23 protein-coding genes, 1 tRNA gene and 1 pseudogene are annotated in these 19,848 nt (G+C 63.3%); 14 read left to right on the top strand and 11 right to left on the bottom strand.

Going from position 1 to position 19,848, the window contains the following annotated elements; genetic code table 11:
- The first annotated feature begins 41 nt into the window (after nt 1-41).
- From gltX to KF759_RS06135, 3 genes are all read left to right on the top strand, one after another.
- Nucleotides 42-1,454: a glutamate--tRNA ligase gene (gltX, locus tag KF759_RS06145; RefSeq protein ID WP_291223639.1), complete on the top strand. Its 1,413-nt coding sequence runs from the start codon at nt 42-44 to the stop codon at nt 1,452-1,454.
- Nucleotides 1,454-1,855 (top strand): hypothetical protein, encoded by a 402-nt coding sequence (locus KF759_RS06140; protein WP_291223636.1) that lies wholly within the window; start codon nt 1,454-1,456, stop codon nt 1,853-1,855. The genes gltX and KF759_RS06140 overlap by 1 nt, the downstream gene beginning before the upstream one ends.
- 74 nt (nt 1,856-1,929) lie before the next feature.
- Nucleotides 1,930-2,424, top strand: a complete 495-nt coding sequence (locus tag KF759_RS06135; RefSeq protein ID WP_291223634.1) for a transcriptional repressor — start codon at nt 1,930-1,932, stop codon at nt 2,422-2,424.
- A 27-nt stretch (nt 2,425-2,451) separates the two neighbouring features.
- On the opposite strand, the gene KF759_RS06130 is transcribed toward KF759_RS06135, so the two are convergent.
- Nucleotides 2,452-4,485 carry a TonB-dependent receptor gene (locus KF759_RS06130; RefSeq protein ID WP_291223632.1) on the bottom strand — a complete coding sequence of 678 codons (2,034 nt, stop codon included), beginning with the start codon at nt 4,483-4,485 and terminating at the stop codon, nt 2,452-2,454.
- A gap of 105 nt (nt 4,486-4,590) precedes the next feature.
- Between KF759_RS06130 and KF759_RS06125 the strand changes: the two genes are divergently transcribed.
- The 3 genes from KF759_RS06125 to KF759_RS06115 all read left to right on the top strand — a co-directional run bounded on the left by KF759_RS06125 (nt 4,591) and on the right by KF759_RS06115 (nt 6,358).
- Entirely contained in the window at nt 4,591-5,010 is a 420-nt protein-coding gene (locus KF759_RS06125) for a MerC domain-containing protein (protein WP_291223630.1), read from the top strand.
- A 172-nt stretch (nt 5,011-5,182) separates the two neighbouring features.
- Nucleotides 5,183-6,031: a cation diffusion facilitator family transporter gene (locus KF759_RS06120; protein WP_345777424.1), complete on the top strand. Its 849-nt coding sequence runs from the start codon at nt 5,183-5,185 to the stop codon at nt 6,029-6,031.
- Between the two features lie 141 nt (nt 6,032-6,172).
- Nucleotides 6,173-6,358, top strand: a complete 186-nt coding sequence (locus tag KF759_RS06115) for a 30S ribosomal protein THX (RefSeq protein ID WP_291223626.1) — start codon at nt 6,173-6,175, stop codon at nt 6,356-6,358.
- A gap of 40 nt (nt 6,359-6,398) precedes the next feature.
- Here KF759_RS06115 and KF759_RS06110 read toward each other — a convergent pair whose 3' ends face one another.
- Nucleotides 6,399-6,647 (bottom strand): hypothetical protein, encoded by a 249-nt coding sequence (locus KF759_RS06110; RefSeq protein ID WP_291223624.1) that lies wholly within the window; start codon nt 6,645-6,647, stop codon nt 6,399-6,401.
- Nucleotides 6,648-6,671: 24 nt separating this feature from the next.
- Between KF759_RS06110 and KF759_RS06105 the strand changes: the two genes are divergently transcribed.
- Nucleotides 6,672-6,881 carry a cold-shock protein gene (locus KF759_RS06105; RefSeq protein ID WP_291223622.1) on the top strand — a complete coding sequence of 70 codons (210 nt, stop codon included), beginning with the start codon at nt 6,672-6,674 and terminating at the stop codon, nt 6,879-6,881.
- Nucleotides 6,882-6,939: 58 nt separating this feature from the next.
- Here KF759_RS06105 and KF759_RS06100 read toward each other — a convergent pair whose 3' ends face one another.
- Nucleotides 6,940-7,827 (bottom strand): PhzF family phenazine biosynthesis protein, encoded by an 888-nt coding sequence (locus tag KF759_RS06100; protein WP_291223700.1) that lies wholly within the window; start codon nt 7,825-7,827, stop codon nt 6,940-6,942.
- A gap of 98 nt (nt 7,828-7,925) precedes the next feature.
- Between KF759_RS06100 and KF759_RS06095 the strand changes: the two genes are divergently transcribed.
- Entirely contained in the window at nt 7,926-8,492 is a 567-nt protein-coding gene (locus KF759_RS06095; protein WP_291223620.1) for an NAD(P)H-dependent oxidoreductase, read from the top strand.
- A 49-nt stretch (nt 8,493-8,541) separates the two neighbouring features.
- Nucleotides 8,542-9,165 (top strand): rhomboid family intramembrane serine protease, encoded by a 624-nt coding sequence (locus KF759_RS06090; protein WP_345777423.1) that lies wholly within the window; start codon nt 8,542-8,544, stop codon nt 9,163-9,165.
- Between the two features lie 37 nt (nt 9,166-9,202).
- Here the strand turns inward: KF759_RS06090 and KF759_RS06085 are convergent, their stop codons facing one another.
- Together KF759_RS06085 and KF759_RS06080 are read right to left on the bottom strand one after the other, a co-directional pair.
- The gene (locus KF759_RS06085) at nt 9,203-9,865 is read right to left on the bottom strand and encodes a TetR/AcrR family transcriptional regulator (protein ID WP_291223618.1); all 663 of its coding nucleotides are present in this window, start codon (nt 9,863-9,865) and stop codon (nt 9,203-9,205) included.
- Nucleotides 9,865-10,122 (bottom strand): acyl-CoA-binding protein, encoded by a 258-nt coding sequence (locus KF759_RS06080; protein WP_291223616.1) that lies wholly within the window; start codon nt 10,120-10,122, stop codon nt 9,865-9,867. Before KF759_RS06080 ends, KF759_RS06085 begins: the two co-directional genes overlap by 1 nt.
- 137 nt (nt 10,123-10,259) lie before the next feature.
- On the opposite strand from KF759_RS06080, the gene KF759_RS06075 reads away from it, so the two are divergent.
- Complete coding sequence (locus KF759_RS06075; protein ID WP_291223614.1) at nt 10,260-12,248, top strand: SDR family oxidoreductase; 1,989 nt, start codon at nt 10,260-10,262, stop codon at nt 12,246-12,248.
- Between the two features lie 76 nt (nt 12,249-12,324).
- On the opposite strand, the gene KF759_RS06070 is transcribed toward KF759_RS06075, so the two are convergent.
- From KF759_RS06070 to gloB, 3 genes are all read right to left on the bottom strand, one after another.
- On the bottom strand, nt 12,325-12,789 hold the full coding sequence (locus tag KF759_RS06070; RefSeq protein ID WP_291223612.1) for a phasin family protein: 465 nt from the start codon (nt 12,787-12,789) through the stop codon (nt 12,325-12,327).
- 95 nt (nt 12,790-12,884) lie between these two features.
- A complete protein-coding gene (locus KF759_RS06065; protein ID WP_291223610.1) occupies nt 12,885-14,231 on the bottom strand; it encodes a transglycosylase SLT domain-containing protein in 1,347 nt (448 codons plus the stop codon).
- On the bottom strand, nt 14,228-14,989 hold the full coding sequence (gene gloB, locus KF759_RS06060; protein ID WP_291223607.1) for a hydroxyacylglutathione hydrolase: 762 nt from the start codon (nt 14,987-14,989) through the stop codon (nt 14,228-14,230). The genes KF759_RS06065 and gloB overlap by 4 nt, the downstream gene beginning before the upstream one ends.
- A 68-nt stretch (nt 14,990-15,057) precedes the next feature.
- Here gloB and KF759_RS06055 point away from each other — a divergent pair, with 68 nt between their 5' ends.
- The 3 genes from KF759_RS06055 to dnaQ are packed head-to-tail and all read left to right on the top strand — an operon-like array spanning nt 15,058 to nt 16,963.
- Nucleotides 15,058-15,813: a methyltransferase domain-containing protein gene (locus KF759_RS06055; RefSeq protein WP_291223605.1), complete on the top strand. Its 756-nt coding sequence runs from the start codon at nt 15,058-15,060 to the stop codon at nt 15,811-15,813.
- Nucleotides 15,810-16,265 carry a ribonuclease HI gene (rnhA, locus tag KF759_RS06050; RefSeq protein WP_291223603.1) on the top strand — a complete coding sequence of 152 codons (456 nt, stop codon included), beginning with the start codon at nt 15,810-15,812 and terminating at the stop codon, nt 16,263-16,265. The genes KF759_RS06055 and rnhA overlap by 4 nt, the downstream gene beginning before the upstream one ends.
- Nucleotides 16,265-16,963, top strand: a complete 699-nt coding sequence (dnaQ, locus tag KF759_RS06045) for a DNA polymerase III subunit epsilon (protein WP_291223601.1) — start codon at nt 16,265-16,267, stop codon at nt 16,961-16,963. The genes rnhA and dnaQ overlap by 1 nt, the downstream gene beginning before the upstream one ends.
- 9 nt (nt 16,964-16,972) lie before the next feature.
- On the opposite strand, the gene KF759_RS06040 is transcribed toward dnaQ, so the two are convergent.
- The 3 genes and pseudogenes from KF759_RS06040 to KF759_RS06030 form a co-directional block, all read right to left on the bottom strand.
- Nucleotides 16,973-17,680 (bottom strand): PP2C family serine/threonine-protein phosphatase, encoded by a 708-nt coding sequence (locus KF759_RS06040; protein ID WP_291223695.1) that lies wholly within the window; start codon nt 17,678-17,680, stop codon nt 16,973-16,975.
- A gap of 330 nt (nt 17,681-18,010) precedes the next feature.
- Nucleotides 18,011-18,661: pseudogene (locus KF759_RS06035) on the bottom strand (class I SAM-dependent methyltransferase); the annotation flags it as partial.
- A 328-nt stretch (nt 18,662-18,989) separates the two neighbouring features.
- Nucleotides 18,990-19,077 (bottom strand) — tRNA-Ser (locus KF759_RS06030).
- Between the two features lie 100 nt (nt 19,078-19,177).
- Here KF759_RS06030 and KF759_RS06025 point away from each other — a divergent pair.
- Nucleotides 19,178-19,819, top strand: a complete 642-nt coding sequence (locus tag KF759_RS06025) for a response regulator (protein WP_291223599.1) — start codon at nt 19,178-19,180, stop codon at nt 19,817-19,819.
- Nucleotides 19,820-19,848: the final 29 nt, after the last annotated feature.

Raw genomic sequence — 19,848 nt, 5'->3', positions numbered from 1 at the left:
CGCTTCGACTAAACTACGCGTTTTCCCGCAAGACGCCGCGCATGACCGTCCGTACCCGCTTTGCCCCCAGCCCCACCGGCTACCTGCATATCGGTGGCGCGCGCACCGCGCTGTATTGCTGGCTTGAAGCGCGCCACCGTGGCGGCCAGTTCATCCTGCGCATCGAGGATACCGATCGGGAGCGTTCCACCGATGCCGCGGTCCAGGCGATCCTCGACGGCATGAACTGGCTCGGTCTTGCCCACGATGAGGGCCCGTACTACCAGACCTTGCGCATGGATCGCTATCAGGCGGTGGCTGCGGAACTGCTCAATGCCGGCAAGGCCTACTACGCCTACGAGACCAAGGAGGAAATCGAGGCGATGCGGGCGGCAGCCATGGCCAAGGGTGACAAGCCGCGCTACGACGGCCGTGCACGTGACCTGAATCTGCCGCGGCGCGAAGATCCCAATCGCGTGTTGCGCTTCAAGAATCCGGCTGCCGGCACGGTCGTGTTCGAGGACAAGGTCAAGGGGCGCGTCGAATGGAGCAATGCCGAACTCGATGACCTCGTCTTGATTCGCTCCGATGGCTTTCCCACCTACAACTTCGCGGTGGTGGTCGACGACATCGACATGGCAATCACCGACGTGATCCGTGGCGACGACCATGTCAACAACACGCCGCGCCAAGTCAACATCTATCACGCGCTCGGCGCCAGGGTGCCGAGTTTTGCCCATCTGCCGATGATCCTCGGTGCCGATGGGCAGAAGTTGAGCAAACGGCATGGGGCGGTCAGCGTGATGCAGTACCGCGACGATGGCTTCCTGCCGCACGCCCTGCTCAATTACCTCGTTCGTCTGGGTTGGTCGCACGGCGATCAGGAAATCTTTTCGATCGCGCAGATGATCGAGTTGTTCGACGCAGCAGACGTCAACAAGGCGGCATCGCGTTTCGACCTGGAAAAGCTTTCGTGGCTGAACCAGCAATACCTCAAGAACGATGATCCGGCCGAGGTTGCCGTGCATCTGGGATGGCACCTGAGCGCGCAAGGCTTCGACTTGCGCGATGGGCCGGCGCCGGCCGACGTGGTGGTGGCCTTGCGCGACCGTGCGCGCACCCTCAAGGAGATGGCCGAAAAGGCGCGCGTCTGGTACCAGCCGTTGCTGGCCTTTGATGAGACTGCTGTCGCCAAACACCTGCACACGGCCACCGCACGCGCGGCGCTGGAAGCGGCGCTCGCGCAACTCGCGGCGGTATCGCAGTGGCAGGTCGAGGCGATTCACGGCGCGATCGAGGCGGCGGCGGCAGACATCGGCGAAGGCATGGGCAAGATCGCGCAGCCGTTGCGGGTGGCAATGACCGGAACCCAGGTCTCGCCATCGATCGATCAGACGGTCTATCTTGCCGGTCGTGACGAGGCCCTGCGTCGCATCGAGGCCGCGATTGGCATGATCGGATCGGGAGACTCCTGATGGCGCTCGAGTGTTCGCTGTCTGCCTTGGCTGCACTGGATCGGGACGATCTCGATGCGGTGCAGGCCTTGCTTGATGCCTGCACCAAGGCTTTGCTCGAACCTTCCCTGTGGTATTGGGCCCTGGGCCTGACGGTCGCTTGTGCGCTGGTGGGCGCCTTGCTCGGCATGACCAAGGGACGTTGGCTGTGGGGGCTGTTGTGGGGACTGGCGCTGGGACCGATCGGCTGGATCGTGGTGATGTTGTCGGCCTCCAGGCAGCCGTTGTGCCCCGAGTGCGCCAAGCCCAATCCCGCGGGGCTCAAGCGTTGCCGGCATTGCGGGACCGATCTTGCCCTGGCGGCGACGCGTTCTTCGCGCTCGCGGCTGCGTGATGCGAGTCAGTCGCGCAACTGGAAGTGAGCGCTGGCGCAGACGGGCAGGATTCAATCCCGCTGCCGTCGGCGCTAGCATGCCGTGCCACAAGGTGAATCCGGATGTCGCCAAACCTGCACCAGCACGTACAGCGCCATGAGCATCGCCATGATGCCCGAGGCTTCGTCGCTGCGGTCGAAGTCGCCTGCGAATCGCGCGGATTGCGACTGACCCCGCTGCGCCTGCGCGTGCTCGGATTGATCGCGGCGGCAGACAAGCCGATCAAGGCGTACGACCTGCTCGATCAATTGCGCGCGGACCACGGCAATGCGGCGCCGCCGACTGTTTACCGCGCGCTCGATTTTCTGCTCGAGAACGGCTTCATCCACAAACTCGAATCGATCAACGCCTTCGTTGGCTGCCACCATCCCGAAGAAGCACATCAGGTTCCATTCCTGATCTGTGACGAATGTTCGAGTGCCGCCGAATTGTGCGACGAGCGGGTGGCACTCCTGCTGGGCGAGCAGGCGCGTGAGCGCGGCTTCACTGCGCGCGCGCAGACTCTGGAAGTGCATGGTGTTTGCCGCACATGCGCGCGCAAACACAATAGCGGCTGAAATCGGTCGAGGCGTTCCGACGCCGGCTCAGAAAATCCCGCGCACGCCGACGCTGAAATTGCGTCCTGGCAGTGGCACTTCGTCCTTGACCAGCGAAGTCGACAGGCGCGCGAGCCGGTTGCCGAGATTGCTGCCATCGACAAACACTTCCCAGCTCTGGCGATCGGTGTTGAGGAAAGACCACGCCAGATGCGCGCTGAGCAGGGTGAACCCCGCGGTCGGTGTTTCATTGATCGCGATGCGGTCGTGACTGAAGTAGCGCGTCACGCCGATGCTCGCGCGCCAATCGTCATCGTGCCAGCGCAGTTCGGAGCCGAGCCGACCGGTGGGAATGCGCGGCACGTTGCCGCCGCCATTGCCGAGCGTGGCGCGGACGAGATCGCCCCAGAGCCGCAGGTCGAAGTGACCACTGGCGTTGCTGGCCAAATGCCAGGTTGCTTCGACCTCGCCGCCGCGGAAAAGGGCGTCACGCTGCGTCCAGTGGCGCACCGGCAAGCCCTCTTCGAACGCGCCGGCGTCGACGAGATGTATGAAATCATCGTAACGGTTGACGTATAGCGAGGCTTTGGCTTCAAGCCGGTTGCCGTGGTAATGCAGTCCGACTTCCGCCTGATTGGCGGTCTCGACAACGAGTGCGGGATCGCCGATTTCCCAGCTGAAGGATGCTTGATGCGGCCCGTGTGCAAACAGCTCCTCTTCTGCCGGAGCACGTTGGGCACGATCGAGATTGAGGGTCAGGTGCCAGACAGGGTCGAGGCGCCAGACGAGGCTCGCCGAAAGATTGAGCGGATCGAATGAGCGTTCGATCAGGCCATGTGGCCGGCTCGATTGGCTGTCGATGCGCGCCCCGAATTCCGTCGTGACCGCGCCAAGGTCGCGGCGCGCGGAGATGAACAGGCCCAGCGCATGGGTCCGGGTTGAAGGAATGAAGGATTCCTCGCCGATCGCTGCCAGTTCACGCTGCTTGAACTGCAGTCCGAACGCGCCGAGCCAATTGGCCCAAGGCTGTGTGTTGGCAACCAGGCGCGCTTCGCGGCTGCGATTGGTGAACAGGGTGCCGGCGAGCTCGCCCTCGTATTCGGTGTGCTGGTAGTCGACATGGCCCAGATTCCATTCCAGCCGCTGCAGGCCGGGCAGCGGGGCGGTGAGCGCGCCGCGTGCCTCGACGCGGGTCTGTTGCATGCGCAGGTGGACGGCAGGCTCGCCTTGCGCCGGATGACCGGGTTCGGCGGGATTGCCGTAGTCATTGAGATAGCGTGAAACCGCGAGACCGGCATATCCCCAATCATCAATCCAGGAACCACCCAGCGCGCCCGTGCTGGTCTGCACCGCACTGTTGGGCAGGATCGCGCCGGGGATCGTGTAATCGTGATCATCGCGGCGCAGGCCGTCGGCATGGAAAGCCAGATGGCCGCTGCCTGCGTCAAAGCGAAAAGCACCGGTGTTCCCCGACGATACACTGTCCAATCCAGCCTGTACGCGGCCGCTTGAGCCGGAACCAGGCAATTGCTCGGGAATGCGTCCATCGATGACGTTGACCACGCCACCGATGGCTCCCGAGCCGTGCAGCAGTGCAGCCGGACCCTTGAGGATTTCAATGCGGTCGGCGAGAAACGGTTCGATGCTCACGCCGTGGTCCTGACTCACGGCCGAGACATCACCGGAGCCCATGCCATCGGCAAGTACGGCGACACGCGGCCCGTCGAGCCCGCGAATCACCGGACGACCGGCACCCTGACCGAAGGCCGTGGTCTGCACGCCCGGGATGTTCGCAACGGTCTGGCCAAGCGTACTTGCGCGCACTTCATCGAGACTGATGCCATCGAGGACGCTGGTGGGCGCGGCCAGAGCGTTGACCGCGGGTGCCGCGGTCGACGCCTTGACGTCGACCGTTGGCAGGCGAGTCGTTTCGTTGCGGTCGATGTCCGGCAATGAACCGGTTTGCTCACGGTCCTGCCCGGGAGGCTGAGCATGGATCGAAAGCCCGGCTGCGGGGACGTTGGCGATGGGACAGACGAGCAACACGAAGTTGAGTGAAGCGGACAGGGAACGGCTGGTCATGAGGCGATTCAGGGTTGCTAGATGCGATGTTATGAAATAACATAACGCCTTCGCCCTGAAACTGGAAGCCGCTCCCGGTATCGGTTCGCTCAAAGCCCGCTGCGCATGCAATCTTCGCAACTGCACCAAAGCTGGACTGTCCTTGCCGATCGATTCGGAGCAACTGCTTCGTTCCTGTGTGCGCTGCATTGCGCCCTGCTGCCGTTGCTGATTGCGGTCCTGCCAGTCATCGGACTCGGATTTTTGGCCGACCATCGCTTCGAACGCGGATTCGTGATTTTTGCCGCGCTGCTCGCTTCGATCAGCCTGTGGCTGGGCTATCGACGCCATCGCCGGACGAATGCCTTCGGCTATTTCGTTCCGGGAATTGTCTTGATGGTGGTCGGAGCCCAGCTTGCATTGGATGATCCCGCCCATCTGCACGCGCTGCTCGTGACTGTGGGCGGCAGCCTTGTCGCCTTTGCCCATGTGGCCAACCTGCGCCTGGCACGGCGGCATGTGCATGATGCTTCCTGCAGACACTGAGCGCGGGTGATTGTGTAACCGGGCGGCAGATCCATAGCATCCGGGCTCATCACGCATCCCTCGGTTCGAACCGCCGATGTCGCACTCCCACAGCCACGCGCACTCCCATAGCCACGCGCACGACCACGATTCGATCGCGGCGTCGCCCGACCGGCGAGAGGGGAAGCTGTTCGTGGCCTTTGCGCTGACCTTGGTCACGCTCATCGTCGAAGCCATCGGCGGTTATCTGTCCGGCTCACTGGCCCTGCTCGCAGACGCCGGACACATGCTGGTCGACGCGCTGGCCTTGCTGTTTGCCTGGCTGGGGGCGCGGTTTGCCAAACGCGCCGCCGATGAACGACGCAGTTACGGCTATGCACGCGTCGAAGTATTGGTCGGATACACCAATGCGCTGGCCCAATTTGTTCTGGTCGCCTGGATCGGATTCGAGGCGATCAGCCGCCTGTTTGCGCCGGCGCCGATTCTCAGCGGCCTGATGTTGTGGGTGGCGATCTCCGGCCTGGCGGTCAATGGCCTGGTGCTGCGCATGCTGCACGGTCACGACGAGAACGACCTCAACACCGCCGGCGCCCGTCTGCATGTGATGGGTGATCTGCTCGGTTCGCTCGGCGCGGTAGTGGCGGCCTCGTTGATTGCTTGGTTCGACTGGTTGTGGGCTGATCCGGCAATCTCGATCCTGGTTTCCTTGCTGATCCTGCGCAGCGCCTGGCGGCTGCTCGCACGCAGTGCGCATATCCTGCTGGAAGGCGCGCCGCAGGGTCTGGGGGCCGCGCAACTGAGCGAGGCGGTCACCGCCGCCGGAATCGGCGTGGATGAAATTCACCATGTGCATGTATGGGAACTTGCCGGTGGCCGAGCCATGGCAACCCTGCATGCGCGGATTGGAGCCAGCGCCGAACCCGACACGGTATTGGCGCAATTGCGTTCGCTGCTGCGTGAGCGGTTCGGCATCGTGCACGTCACCGTGCAGATCGAATCAACGCCCTGTCGCGGCGAGCAGTGCGGTGGCCTGCACGGCTGACAGGTCGCGCAAGCTTCGGCCTTGCCGCTCAGGCTCAGTGAATCCGGCATCGAACGGACATGACATGGCGCTGCCCTAGTACGGGAGCTGCGCAGGCTGCTATCCTGCGCGCCCGTTTACCGAACCGTTCGAGGATTTTTCATGGGCAAGGGCGATCGCAAGACCCGCAAGGGCAAGATCTCGATCCGCAGTTATGGCAATGCACGACCGCATGTCGCCAAGAAAGCCGCTGCCGGCGTCGCCAAGCCCGCAGTGAAGAAGGCCGCAGCGCCGGCCAAGAAGGCTGCCGCCCCGGCCAAGAAAGCCGCTGCCAAGAAGGCGGTCTGATCCTGTCGCCATCAGGCCTGCGCGAGCGGTTGCGCGGGCCTCATGCCGAGGCAAATCCTGTGGAGAAAGTCGCGGCCGGATCGGCTTGGATGCCCGTACCTGCGATTGCTTTACAGAAAGTTAGCTTTTTCAGCAACATGCCGGTATAGTCGCGCGCACTGTGTTTGCTAGGGTCACTGTGAATCGTGGCCTTGATGCAGTTGATCTGACGATCCGCTTCATCGTTTCGCCTCGCTAGCTCCCGGCAACCCAGTCTCGATGCGGAATGTTCCGCAGTCGTGATGTCCATTGTGTTTTCAGGAGTTTTGCAAAGATGTCGAATCGTCAAACCGGAACCGTCAAGTGGTTCAATGATGCCAAGGGCTTCGGCTTCATCACGCCGGAAAGCGGCCCGGATCTGTTCGTGCATTTCCGCGCGATCCAGGGCACCGGCTTCAAGTCCCTGCAGGAAGGCCAGCGCGTGAGCTTCATCGCCGTGCAAGGCCAGAAGGGCATGCAGGCTGATCAGGTGCAGGTCATCTGATCCTCGCTGTCCATGCTGAACGACATGAACCCCGGGCCGCAATGCCCGGGGTTTTTGATTATGCGCAATTGCGCTCCTGCGGCGGCCAATCGACGCTGCCGGCAATGATCGTGTGGACAGCACCACCAACCCAGATTTCACCTTGCTCGATCCGCACATCGATTTCGGCGTCGTGGCCGATCTCGCGTCCTTGGCTGACGTGATAGCCGTGCGCTAGCGAGCCTTCGGGTTCGCGTCCGGCGATCCACGCCGCGATCAGCCCATTGGCTGCTCCCGAGGCCGGATCCTCGGTAATTCCGACCCCGGCCGGAAACGCGCGCACGATCAGTTCGTGCCGACCCTGGCCGCGCGCAAAGATGCACAAGCCCAGGCTCTCGCTTTCGCGAGCAAGTTCGGCAATTGCCGCGTGATCCGGACGCCATGCGCGCAGATCGGTTTCCCTGGCGAATTCGACGACCCACCAGCGGCGGCCGCCATCGAGGAAAGCTGGAGGAAGACTCCCCAATTGGATGCCTTCAAGCAGCCGCGACAATCGACCGTCGACGCCCACACGCAGGACACGTGCCGCCGGTGCACGCACCAGCAGCCGTCGCCGACCGCCAGCTTCGTTAACGCGGATTGGCAGCAAGCCCGCCTGGCATTGCTGGACCAAGGGACGGTCAAGTTCGACGATTCGCCTTGATTCGAGCACCGCATGGGCGCTGCCAATGGTCGGATGCCCGGCAAAGGCGATCTCGCGCTCAGGGGTGAAAATGCGCACGCGATAGTCAGCCGAGATCTCGGTTGCCGGCAGAACGAAGGTCGTTTCGACCAAACCTGTCCATGCGGCGAAATCCTGCATCTGCGTCGTGCTCCAATGCTCGGCATCAAGCACGACGCCGAGCGGATTGCCACCGCCGCAGCGCAAGGCGAACACATCCAGTTGCAAATAGCGGGACCTCAAGATCAATGCGCTCCCTGCGTGGCTCGTGCATGATATTGCAACGCCCCGCCCATGTCGTTTCGAGCGCGCGTGGCCATTTTGCACCGGCAGGAGAGGATTTCATGAGTCGCGACATCGCGGTAATCGTCGGCAGTCTTCGGGCTGGCTCGTTCAACCGCAAATTTGCCAAGGTACTGGTCGAAGTCGCACCCGCGTCGTTGCGCTTGTCGTTTGTCGAAATCGGCGCATTGCCGCTCTACAACCAGGATCTGGATGACGGCAGCAAGGCGGTACCACCGGCATGGATGGCGTTTCGCGAGCGCATGCATGCGGCGCAGGGAGTGCTGTTCGTGACCCCCGAATACAACCGGTCGGTGCCCGGCGTGCTCAAGAATGCAATCGACGTGGGTTCACGTCCCTATGGCCAAAGCGTCTGGCAGGGCAAGCCCGCGGCGGTGGCAAGCGTGTCGATCGGTGCGATCGCCGGATTCGGCGCAAACCATCATTTGCGCCAGTCGCTGGTCTTCCTCGACATGCCGACCCTGCAACAGCCCGAAGCCTACATCGGCGGTGCCGACAAGCTGTTCGATGACAACGGCCAGCTGCTCAACCAGGGGACGCGCGACTTCGCCGCGCGGTTCATGCAAGCCTACGCGGCCTGGGTCGAACGAATCGTGCAGTCGCATTGAACCGGGTTGATGGTTGTCAGATTCCATCTTTCTTCGAGGATTCCAAAACGTGGCCGAACCAGGCATCGTGACCCTGCTCATCATCGGCGTGACCTGTGTCGTGTCGTTCATGGGATTTTCCAATCAAACGCTGATTTCGCGCCTGATCCTGTGGCCGCCGGCGATCACGCGCGGCAAGGAATACTGGCGCCTGGTGAGTTGCGGCATCATCCACGCCGATGTGCCGCATCTGCTGTTCAACATGATCACGCTCTATTTTTTCGGGCGTCTGATCGAAATGTTTTACACGATGCAGGCCGGACCGCTGGCCTATTTGTTGTTTTACGTCGGGGGCCTCGCAGTGTCCTCGTTTCCCAGCTGGTACGAGCATCGCAACAGCAGCAGCTATCGCAGTTTGGGTGCTTCGGGTGCGGTCAGCGCGGTGCTGTTTGCCTACATCCTTCTGCAACCGTGGGCCACCATCATCGTCTTCGTGGTACCGATGCCGGCGATCGTCTATGCGGTGCTGTACCTTGGCTACACGATCTACATGGATCGCCAGCGCACGGATTACGTCAACCACAACGCGCACCTGTGGGGCGCGATCTACGGCATCGTGGTCACCATCGCGTTCCAGTGGCGTGTGTTGCCGGCCTTTTTCGCTCAACTGATGCGGCCATTCGCATCAGGTTGAGATCGCTGCGAGCTGTCGCAGGCAAGGGCGGAAACGCTTACGCGCCGTAGGCTGCCGCCAGACGCTCAAAATGCGCACGCGCAGTGGCGTCGAGGAACGGGGCAAGCAGGGCGATCACACGGCGCATGCCCAGCAGCGGATCGTTGGCGTGACCGTTGAAATGGCCACTGCGCACCGTGTCGTAACCAACCCAGAAGGTGACCAGTGCGATCGCATTCTCGACCAACGGCGGCAAGTCCTCTTCGCGCGCGTGCAAGACGCCGGTTTCAACCAAGGCACGCAGGAGGGAGGTTGCGCTGATGCTGGCGCGGTCGAGGATGCGCGCGAAGCGAATGCGGACCCGGCGGTTGCGGGTGAGGATATCGACCAAATCGCGGTGCAGGAAGCGATAGCTGCCGATCGCCTCGAACAGCAAATGCAGCTGCAACCACAGGTCTTCGAGGTTGGGTGCGCGCGTCGTGGGCAGCAGCAGCGCCTCGTCGATGCGTGCTTCGTAGCTCGCGAACAGCTGCTCGACGATGTCGTCCTTGCTGCGAAAGTGGTAGTACAGGTTGCCCGGGCTGATGCCGGTTTCGTCGGCGATGTGGTTGGTGCTGACGTTGGGTTCGCCAAACGCGTTGAACATGGCCAAGCTGGCGTCGAGGATACGCTCGCGGGTGCGCGTGGCGGCGGGGCGCCGGGTGGCGCGTAGTGACTGCATCAGCCGCCGAGCTTCTTGACCAGATCGATGTACTTTTGCTGCGCTTCCTCGTTCTTGGTGCCCTTGAGCTTGGCCCAGGCTTCGTACTTGGCGGTGCCGACGAAATCGAAAAAGCCGGGTTTGGGCCCGGAAACGTCACCCTCCGAACCTTGCTTGTAGAGCGCGTAGAGCTTCAGCAGGGTGTCGTTGTCGGGACGCTCATCGAGCTTTTTGACGGCTTCTGCGGCCTTTTCGAAGCGTGCCTTGAGATCAGCCATGACGGATTTCCGTAGCGCAGCAGCAAAGAGAGGCGCAGCTTACAACAGCGGGGCCGACCGACGTCAATCGAACATAGCCAGTCACGCTGCGGCACGGCTATGCTTGCCACGGCACGCATCTTGGAAGGGGACAGACGATGACGTATTTCGTTACCGGCGCCACAGGATTCATCGGCAAGCGGCTGATCGAGAAACTGCTGGAGCGCAAAGGCACAGTCCACTGTCTTGTACGCAAGCAATCGATGCCAAAGTTTCTCGCTTTGGCGGACAGCTTTGGCAGCGAGGGCAAGCGTCTGGTCGCCGTCGTGGGCGACCTGGGCAAGCCGCGGCTGGGATTGGCGCCGGCAACGGTGCGGGAGCTCGCGGGAAAGGTGAGGCACTTCTTCCATCTCGCCGCGATTTACGATCTTTCCGCCGATGAGAAGAGCCAGATCGTCGCCAATGTCGAAGGCACCCGTCATGCAATCGAGGCTGCCGAGGTTCTGCGTGCGGGCTGCTTTCACCACGTGAGCTCGATCGCTGCAGCCGGGCTGTATCCTGGCGTGTTTCGTGAGGACATGTTCGACGAAGCCGAGGATCTGGATCATCCATATTTCCGCACCAAGCACGATTCCGAGGGCCTGGTGCGCAAGGAATGTCGGCGGCCTTGGCGTGTCTATCGCCCCGGCATCGTGGTGGGCGATTCGCGCAACGGCGAAACCGACAAGATCGACGGACCGTACTATTTCTTCCGCCTGATCAAGAAGATGCGGCAGACACTTCCGCCCTGGATGCCGACAATCGGACTCGAAGGGGGGCGCATCAATATCGTGCCGGTCGACTGGGTTGCGACCGTGCTCGACCACATCGCCCACAAGCCAACGCTTGATCGCCATACTTTCCACCTGACCGATCCGGCACCGCGGCGAATTGGCGAAGTGCTCAACCTGTTCGCGCGCGCCGGTCACGCGCCACAGATGACGATGCGCCTGGATGCCCGCATGTTCGGCTTCATTCCGGGCAGCGTGCGTGCGGCGATTGGCAACCTGCCGCCGGTGCGTCGCGTGGTCAATGTGCTGCTGCGCGATCTGGGCATACCCGCGGCGGTGATGAAATTCATCAATTACCCGACGCGCTTTGACTGCCGCGAAACCGAACGCGCACTCAAGGGCTCGAAGATCAAGTTGCCCAAGCTCGAAGACTACGCCTGGCGCTTGTGGGACTACTGGGAGCGCCACCTCGACCCCGACCTGTTCGTCGATCATTCACTGGGCGGCAAGGTACGCGGAAAAGTGGTGCTCATTACCGGTGGCTCGTCGGGGATAGGCAAGGCGGTCGCACTCAAGGTTGCCGCCGCCGGCGCCAAGCTGGTGATCTGCGCGCGCGGCGAAGACGAGCTGGCACAAACCAGGGCCGAGATCGAGGCGGCTGGCGGCATTTGCCATACCTATGTCGCCGATCTTTCCGAACTCAAGTCCTGTGATGAACTGGTCTCGCGGGTACTCGCCGACCACGGCCATGTCGACATTCTCGTCAACAACGCCGGGCGTTCGATCCGGCGTGCGATCAGTGCCAGTTACGATCGTTTCCATGATTTCGAGCGCACCATGCAGCTCAACTACTTCGGTGCCCTGCGCCTGATCATGGGCTTTCTGCCGAAGATGACCGAGCGTCACCGCGGCCACATCATCAACATTTCGTCTATCGGTGTACTGACCAATTCACCGCGTTTCTCGGCCTATGTGGCTTCCAAGGCGGCACTGGATGCGTTTTCGCGCTGCGCCCAGGCCGAGTTCTCGGACAATGGCGTCAACTTCACCACCATCAACATGCCGCTGGTGAAGACACCGATGATCGCGCCGACCAAGATGTACGAATCGGTGCCCACGCTGTCACCCGAGGAAGCCGCCGACATCGTGGTCGAGGCGATCATCGAGCGGCCCGTGCGCATCGCCACCCGGTTGGGGACCTTTGCCCAGGTGTTCTACGCGCTGGCGCCGCGCGTCTACGAGATCGTGATGAACACGGCATTCCGCCTGTTCCCCGATTCACAGGCATCCAAGGGCATGAAGGGGCGCGGCGATGCAACCGAGCCGACCACCGAACAGATCGCCTTTGCCTCGTTGATGCGTGGCGTGCACTGGTAGCACGCAGGCGACGTGGACTGCGGAAACGAAAAGAGCGGGCCATGCCCGCTCTTTTCCAGCCTGCCATGAAGCGCAGTTACTTGGCGCCGCGCTTGGCAGCGACCTTGCGCACGGGAGACTGCTTCTTGCCGCCGCGGGCAAGTTCATCGATGCGGGCTTCCAGGCGCTTGATGTCGGCTTGACCGGGGATGCCCAGTCGCTTGAGCGAACGCGACACGCGATCTTCGAATACCTTTTCGAGCTTGTCCCAGGTTTCCTGGCTGCGCTCACGCACCTGGCCCAGCGTGCTTTCGACGTTGCCGCGCGCCTCATCGACCTTGGATTGGGTGAACTTGCGGGTCTTGGCTTCGAGCGAGGTGCCTTCCTTGACCAGTGCCTCGAACAGCTTGCTGCCTTCCTGTTGCGCCTTGGCAAAGGCGCCCAGACCGGCAAGCCAGATCTGCTGGGCTGAATCGATCACGCTCTTGCCGAGGTGGCGGGCATCGCCGCCGGCATGGGAAGTTGCCTTCTTCGCAGCGCTCTTGAGTTTGGGCTTGGCCATTGTCGTGTTCTCCTTGGGTCGCGGCCCATGCCGCGTCGTGGAGAGTCTGGATGCGCGGACTAGAGCAGTCACACTAGGGCAGCGCGGCTTCAATATCAGCTTTCGTCCGGCTGCAGTCGCAAGCGACTGCCGATGCGCAATTTGCCCGTGGCTTGCGGATTGAGCGCGCGCAGCGCGCGCAGTGACAGGCCGTGCCGACGCGCGATCGAACCCAGGGTGTCGCCGGCGGCAATCACGTGCACTGCGGCAGCGGCTGTGCGCACCCGCGGTGTGGCCGCGAGGCGCGGTTCTCGCCCGGGCAGCAGCAGCCGCGTGGTGTGGGTGACATGCCCCCCGACTGGCATGGCATTGGCTGCGGCGAGCGCTTCTGGCGGTATGCCGCTCGCGCTGGCCCAAGTGTCCAGCTGACCACTGCGACCGGCAGCTTGCTCATGCCAGTCATTCCAGTACGCCAGTGGAACCGACGCGGCCGCATGCCGGAACGAATCAATCCGTGCGTGTGGGATCAGCAGTCGGCGTGGCGCGGACTCGGGCATGCGATCGTCGAGATAGGCGGCGTTCCAGCTGCGCAGCTTGTCGAGGGGCAAACCCGTCAGGCGCGAGGCCAGGCGCAAATCCATGCCGTTCTCGAGATCCACCACGGTAAGTCGGGTATCGGTCGTTGCCTCCGGCAACGTAACGCCGTAACGCGACGGGTCTTCGATGATGCAGGCCAGCGCCAGCAGGCGATCGAGATGATCGTGACTGACCCGGCGCAGTGGCAGCTTGCCCAGTTGCGCCGCCGATAGTTCTCGCGCATCGCGTTCGCCGAGCGCTCGCTTGACACGAAATTCGCCGGCGTTGAAGGCCAGGTCGGCCAATCGCCAATCGGCGAATTCCTTGTAGTAGTGGGCAATCAGATCGAGTGCGACCCGGGTCGAATCGACGAGGTCGAGCCGGCCATCGTAATCACGCTCCACGTGCAAGCCGTTCGCGCGGGCAGTCGCGGGAATAATCTGCCACATGCCCGCCGAACCCTTGCCGCGTGCAGGCAACGGGCGGTAGTCACTTTCGACGAAGGGCAGCATCGCGAATTCAGCGGGCAGGCCGCGTTGTTCGATTTGTTCGGTGACCCAGTCGAGCAGGGGCAGGGCGTCAGTCCATCGGGCGAGAAAATGGCGTGGCGAACGGGTGTAGGCGCGCGCCCAGTGCTGGACCTGTGGCCGATAATCGCAGCGCTGCATTGCGAAGTACTCACGCAGTCTCGGCCAAGGCGAGATCGGCGCGGGTGCACGCGCAGGCGCAGCTTCGGGCGCCGCCACGGGCGGTGGCGTCGGTGCCGCCTGCAGGGATTGAGATTGTGGCGGCTGCGGCGGACGCTGCGGCGCGGGTGCGCAGGCAGCCAGCAGCAGCGCGAGGGCGGCGAGGCCGAACGAACCTTGCCGGTGCCATGCGTGCCTCATGCCACGACCGCCTTGAATTGGTCCTTGTGTCGGCGCAATTGGGCAAAGCGTTCGACGCGCGACCCGGCGTCTGCTGCGCCACCGATCGGCAGGACACTGACACGCAGGAACGGGTTGCAGGCCAATTCATCGCCCAGGGTTGATGGCAGGCTCGGCAGGCCGTCTGCACGCAAGGCGCGGGCCCGGGCTTCGTACTGGGCAAGCGCCGTGTTGTGCGGATCGATGCTGCGGGCGAAGGCACAATTGGCGAGCGTGTACTCATGTCCGCAGCAAATGCGTGTCGATGCGGGCAGGGTTGCCAGGCGGTCGAGCGACTCGAGCATTTGCTGCGGCGTTCCCTCGAACAGGCGCCCGCAGCCGACGCTGAACAGGGTGTCGCCACAAAACAGCATCTCGTGGCCGAAATAGGCTACGTGACTGAGCGTATGACCGGGCGTCGCGATCACCTCGAACCTGAATAGGCCGTCGGCGAGCTCGAGTTGCTGGCCGGCCTCGACGCGGATATCGGCCTCGGCGATGCGTGGGTCGAGAGGCGCATGGATTGCCGCCCCGCTGGTGGCTGCGAGTTCGGCGGCACCGCCGATGTGGTCGGCGTGGTGGTGCGTGAGCAGGATCGCACGCAAGCGCCAGCCAGTGCGTGCCAATGCGGCATGCACCGGCGCTGCCTGGCCGGGATCGACGGCGACCGCATTGCCGACCTCGTCAGCGAGCAGCCACACGTAGTTGTCGCTGAGCGCGGGGACGGCTAGCAGGATCATGGATCGCGGACTATAGGCGGCCACTTGCTGCGAATGGTTAACTCGATGTTGGTGTCGCGGGACCACGCTTGCAAAAGATCGCCCGTGTGCGCACGCGCAGCGGTTACACTTTGCCGCAACAACCAGCGGCCGAAGCCTTGATTTCCGCTCCCGACAGCCTCTACGCCTTGCCCGAACCCACTGCGCTGCTGCGCAGCGAACTGGCGCTGGTGCCGCTGCTTGCTGCGGCGCGACCCGCGGGTCATGCCCTGCTTCTGCAGGCTTGTGCGACGCATCAAGACTGGTCGGTGGACACGCGTCACCTGCGCCTGTCACGACTGCATGTCGATGGCGACGGCTTGCGGGGTGACCTCAGCTGCCGCGCGGATGCACTGCCGTTCGAGGATGCCGCATTCCAACTGGTGGTGGTGCAGCATGCCGCCGATGCCTTGCCCGCCGCTCCCGACCATCTCGCTGAACTCGCGCGCGTGCTCGCGCCGGGAGGCACCCTGCAGTGGTTCGGATTCAACCGATGGAGTCCGTGGCTGGTCTGGTTGCATTGGCGGGCGCGTGGCGGTCTGGAAGCGCCAACGACGAGTGGCGCCGATGCCTTGCGCAGACGCTTGTCCGCGCTGGGCCTGTCGGTCGGGCGCGCACGCATGTTCGGTTCGTGCTGGCCTTCGCTCACTGATGCCGATGGCGTTATCAAACCATTGCGCGCGGCCTGGGCGTTGACGGCATGCAAGCAGCAAAGCGTGCTCACGCCCCTGCGACCGCAGCGCAAGCGCGTGCGGATCGCTGCACGACCGTCGCTCGCGGTACCGAGCCGGCGCAATGCCGGATGAAGCAGCAGCGCAATCACGTCGAGTTGTTCACCGATGGCGCCTGCCTGGGGAATCCGGGACCAGGGGGCTGGGGCGCACTGCTGCGCGCCGGTGGGCACGAGCGCGAACTCAGCGGCGGCGAAGCACAGACGACCAACAATCGCATGGAACTGATGGCGGCGATCGCGGGGCTGGAGGCGCTCAAGCGGCCTTGCGTCGTCGAGATCACCACCGATTCGCAGTACGTCAAACGCGGCGTCGAGGAATGGATGGCGCGCTGGCAGGCCAATGGCTGGCGCACAAGTGATCGCCAGCCGGTCAAGAATCGCGAACTGTGGGAACGCCTGCGGACTGCCCTGGCTGCGCATCAAGTGCGCTGGCACTGGGTCAAGGGCCATGCCGGGCATGTCGAGAACGAGCGCGTCGATGTGCTGGCGCGTACCGCAGCGGAAATGGCACGGGAGGAGGCTTGATGAGACAAGTGGTGCTGGACACCGAAACCACCGGACTCGAAGTCGCGGCCGGCCATCGTGTGATCGAAATCGGCTGCATTGAACTGGTGCAACGGCGGCGCAGCGGGCGCGAGTTCCGCACCTATCTCAATCCCGATCGGGCGATCGACGAAGGTGCGCGCGCGGTGACCGGCATCAGCGACGAGTCGCTGATCGACAAGCCGCGCTTCGGCGAGATCGCGCAAGAATTCCTCGACTTCATCGGTGACGCCGAGCTGATCGCCCACAATGCCAGCTTCGACATCGGCTTCCTCGACGCTGAACTGCAGCGCGCAGGATTTGCTGCACACAGCTTGGGCGGGCGCGTGTCGGTCATCGATACGCTGGCGTTGGCGCGCGAAAAATATCCTGGCCAGCGCAATACGCTTGACGCACTGTGCAAGCGACTCGACGTCGACAACAGCCATCGCAGCCTGCATGGGGCGATGCTCGACGCCAACCTGCTGGTCGAAGTCTATCTCGCGCTGACTTCGGGCCAGGCGGCACTCGGTTTTGCCGAGGAAGACAGCACCGCGCCAACGCGCGCCAACGTGGAACTGCAGCTCATCTTGCGGCCGCTCGTGCGCCGTGCGAACAGCGCCGAACTCGTCGCACATGACGCGCGGCTAGCCGCGATCGAAGCGGCGTCGAAGGGAAATTGCGTGTGGCAGCGCAGTTGAACGGCCGCCTCAGGTGCGGCGCACCAGCAGCACGGTGACGTTGTCGGAGCCGCCGCCTTCGAGTGCTGCGAGGATCAGGTGCTCCACGCACTCCTGCGCGCTCAGGTCGATGCGTGAAAGGATGGCTGCGATCGCATCGTCGTCGACCTCCTCGGTGAGGCCGTCACTGCACAGCAGGAGCTGCATGCCCGGTTTGAAGTCGCCGCGCACGCTTTCCACCCGCAGGGCCTGCGGATCGGTCACGCCCAGAGCCTGAGTGACCACGTTGCGATGCGGATGGTTGCGCGCCTGCTCGCTGGTGATCGCACCCTGGTCGATGAGTTCCTGCACGTAGGAATGATCCTGCGAAATCTGCCGCAGGCTGGCGTCTTCCCACAAATAGATGCGGCTGTCGCCGACCCATGCGACTTCGTAACTGTTGTCCTTGACCAGACGCAGCGCGGCGATCGTGGTGCCCATCGGCAAAGCTTCGGAACGGCGTGTCGAGTGGCGAATGATTTCCTCGTCGGCGAGCTGGATCGCACGCACCAGCGTCGTGCCACTGCCAACCTCGCGGATCAGGGTATCGCGAGCCAATGCGCTGGCGACTTCGCCGTGTTCGTGCCCACCCATGCCGTCGGCAACGAGCCACAGGCCGAGATCGGTATCGGCGTGATAGGTGTCTTCGTTGTGCTCGCGGCGCAGGCCGACGTGGGTGCTGTGTCCGAATTCGATCATGCGCGCAGCGACTGCGGTTGGCTTCCTGACGGTCGATGATGAGGCCGAACGCGATCCTTGCGCAAGCCGGGTCGGGTGCGATGCCAGGCGCAGCCGGAACCTTTCGGTGACCGCGGCAAGTGCATTGCGCGGCTGTGCGGAGCCGGCGTCTCCTTCGCGGACCTGTTGCGCAAGCATGGCCGGCAGGGGCGGGACCTGGGCTGTGCGGGTATTGCCAGCGGGCACTGCCACCGGCCGCGGCAGTGGGCGGCGGGCCACCAGTGCCAGTTCGCGCGGCCCGGCTTGCCAGGGCGCACCGGTTACGGCGTCGAGCAAGAGTTCAACTTCGAATCCCGCGGCAGTCAGCTCGGCGGTGATCGAGGCCGGGTCGAAGAATTGCAACCAATTGTAGATTTCGAGCTTGCGGCCGGCTTCGAGGATCAGATAACGGTCGAGGAGTATCTTTTCCCGAGGGTAGAGAAACGACTTGTGGAAACCGAAATAGTCATGGGCCGACCAGAACCCATCCATCAGCCGCTCCGCGCAGGTCGAAGCTTCGCGCAACGTGGCGAACTGGTGTGTGGTGAAGACGTCGACTACCAGATGGCCACCCGGGCGCAGCATGTTCTTCACGCGGGTCAGCAGTGAACTGCGCTGGGTTGGGGAAAGCGTGCAGTATTCGCCGTAGATCAGGCAGACCAGATCCTGCCGATCGGGCAGGTTGCCAAGCAGATAGTCCGATTGTTGATAGTCGATTGTGAGGCCGTGGGCCTGCGCGCTCGCCCGGGCATGTGCAATCGAACGCGCCGAGAAGTCGATGCCGATCACCTTCGCCCCGAGCCGGGCCATCGGTTCGGCATACAGTCCAGGACCGCATCCGAGATCACAAACCTGCGTGCCGGCAAGTTGGAACTTGCGGTCGAGCCACTCGATCGTCTGCGCAACCTTCGGCGCGCTGCGTGAGGCACTGTCAACGGCCGGGTCGAGATGGTGGCGCAGCATTTGCGCAGAGATGTGCGGATCGGTCCAGATTATGGCCGCCGTGTACCGTGAAAACGGTAGTGGCCTTTGCTGAAAGGCGAGCAGATCCTCGTACACGCAGCCAACCCCCCGGTTTGCCGGTTCATGGTACGCCTTGCGGTCCACGACGCACATGCTGCAGGTCACACAAGCGCTGCGAGGCGAGGCTGAGGGGTTCGGACTCAATCGACTGGCGGCGCATCTGCTGTCGCTGCCGGCAAGGGGAAAAAGGGATGCCGGAAGCTGCGCGCGCGGCGCCCCCGGACCCACTCATCGAGTTCGGCGGCTGGCGGCAAGTAGCTGTTTGCGCTGGCGGAAGGGGTGGGATTCGAACCCACGGATGGTTGCCCATCGCCGGTTTTCAAGACCGGTGCAATCGACCACTCTGCCACCCTTCCGTTGTGTTGCCGTGGCTGCCGAGGCCGCGATTATATGCGGACGCGCCGTCGTGCATGCGCTATCTTTCGATCGTGCAGCGGCAACCAGGGGAGACGAGGCATGATCCGCGTGGCACTGATCGACGACCATGAACTGGTACGCACCGGCTTTCGCATGATTCTCGCACAGCAAGCCGGGATCGAGATCGTCGGGGAAGCAGCTGACGGCGAGCGTGGCCTGGCCCTGATCCGCGCCAGCGAACCCGATGTCGCCATCGTCGATGTACACATGCCGCAGCTGAGCGGGATCGAACTCACTGACCGCGTGCGCAAGCACAAGCTCAATACCCGGGTCATCGTGTTGACGATGGCCAGCGAGGCACCGTTCCCCAAGCGTCTGATCGAAGCAGGCGCCAGCGGCTATCTGACCAAGGGCTGCGCCGCCGATGAACTGGTGCGAGCGGTGCGCATGGTGGCCGAAGGCAAGCGCTATCTCGAACCGGAGATCGCCGCCGCCTTGGCCCTGGACAGCATCGACGGCCACGAAGGCTCGCCTTTCGATGCCCTGTCGCGACGCGAACTCGACGTTGCCCTCATGCTGGTGCGCGGTGAACCGATGCAGTCCATTGCAAGCAGACTCAGCCTGAGCGCGAAGACGGTGGCGACTTACAAGTATCGGCTTTACGAGAAACTCGGCGTCGACAATCCGGTGGCGCTTGCCAATCTCGCGCGCCGCCACGGCTTGCAACCCGATCCGGCCTGAGTGACGCACGGCGCGAGGCGCCGTGCGTT

This window comes from Dokdonella sp. (assembly GCF_019634815.1).
Lineage (GTDB): Bacteria > Pseudomonadota > Gammaproteobacteria > Xanthomonadales > Rhodanobacteraceae > Dokdonella_A.
This window is presented reverse-complemented; position numbering and strand designations above follow the sequence as displayed.

Coding starts and splice junctions, on each gene's coding strand:
- gltX (WP_291223639.1), top strand. CDS start 42: ATGACCGTCCGTACCCGCTTTGCCCCCAGCCCCACCGGCTACCTGCAT.
- KF759_RS06140 (WP_291223636.1), top strand. CDS start 1,454: ATGGCGCTCGAGTGTTCGCTGTCTGCCTTGGCTGCACTGGATCGGGAC.
- KF759_RS06135 (WP_291223634.1), top strand. CDS start 1,930: ATGTCGCCAAACCTGCACCAGCACGTACAGCGCCATGAGCATCGCCAT.
- KF759_RS06130 (WP_291223632.1), bottom strand. CDS start 4,485: ATGACCAGCCGTTCCCTGTCCGCTTCACTCAACTTCGTGTTGCTCGTC.
- KF759_RS06125 (WP_291223630.1), top strand. CDS start 4,591: ATGCAATCTTCGCAACTGCACCAAAGCTGGACTGTCCTTGCCGATCGA.
- KF759_RS06115 (WP_291223626.1), top strand. CDS start 6,173: ATGGGCAAGGGCGATCGCAAGACCCGCAAGGGCAAGATCTCGATCCGC.
- KF759_RS06110 (WP_291223624.1), bottom strand. CDS start 6,647: ATGGACATCACGACTGCGGAACATTCCGCATCGAGACTGGGTTGCCGG.
- KF759_RS06105 (WP_291223622.1), top strand. CDS start 6,672: ATGTCGAATCGTCAAACCGGAACCGTCAAGTGGTTCAATGATGCCAAG.
- KF759_RS06095 (WP_291223620.1), top strand. CDS start 7,926: ATGAGTCGCGACATCGCGGTAATCGTCGGCAGTCTTCGGGCTGGCTCG.
- KF759_RS06085 (WP_291223618.1), bottom strand. CDS start 9,865: ATGCAGTCACTACGCGCCACCCGGCGCCCCGCCGCCACGCGCACCCGC.
- KF759_RS06080 (WP_291223616.1), bottom strand. CDS start 10,122: ATGGCTGATCTCAAGGCACGCTTCGAAAAGGCCGCAGAAGCCGTCAAA.
- KF759_RS06075 (WP_291223614.1), top strand. CDS start 10,260: ATGACGTATTTCGTTACCGGCGCCACAGGATTCATCGGCAAGCGGCTG.
- KF759_RS06070 (WP_291223612.1), bottom strand. CDS start 12,789: ATGGCCAAGCCCAAACTCAAGAGCGCTGCGAAGAAGGCAACTTCCCAT.
- KF759_RS06065 (WP_291223610.1), bottom strand. CDS start 14,231: ATGAGGCACGCATGGCACCGGCAAGGTTCGTTCGGCCTCGCCGCCCTC.
- gloB (WP_291223607.1), bottom strand. CDS start 14,989: ATGATCCTGCTAGCCGTCCCCGCGCTCAGCGACAACTACGTGTGGCTG.
- rnhA (WP_291223603.1), top strand. CDS start 15,810: ATGAAGCAGCAGCGCAATCACGTCGAGTTGTTCACCGATGGCGCCTGC.
- dnaQ (WP_291223601.1), top strand. CDS start 16,265: ATGAGACAAGTGGTGCTGGACACCGAAACCACCGGACTCGAAGTCGCG.
- KF759_RS06040 (WP_291223695.1), bottom strand. CDS start 17,680: ATGATCGAATTCGGACACAGCACCCACGTCGGCCTGCGCCGCGAGCAC.
- KF759_RS06025 (WP_291223599.1), top strand. CDS start 19,178: ATGATCCGCGTGGCACTGATCGACGACCATGAACTGGTACGCACCGGC.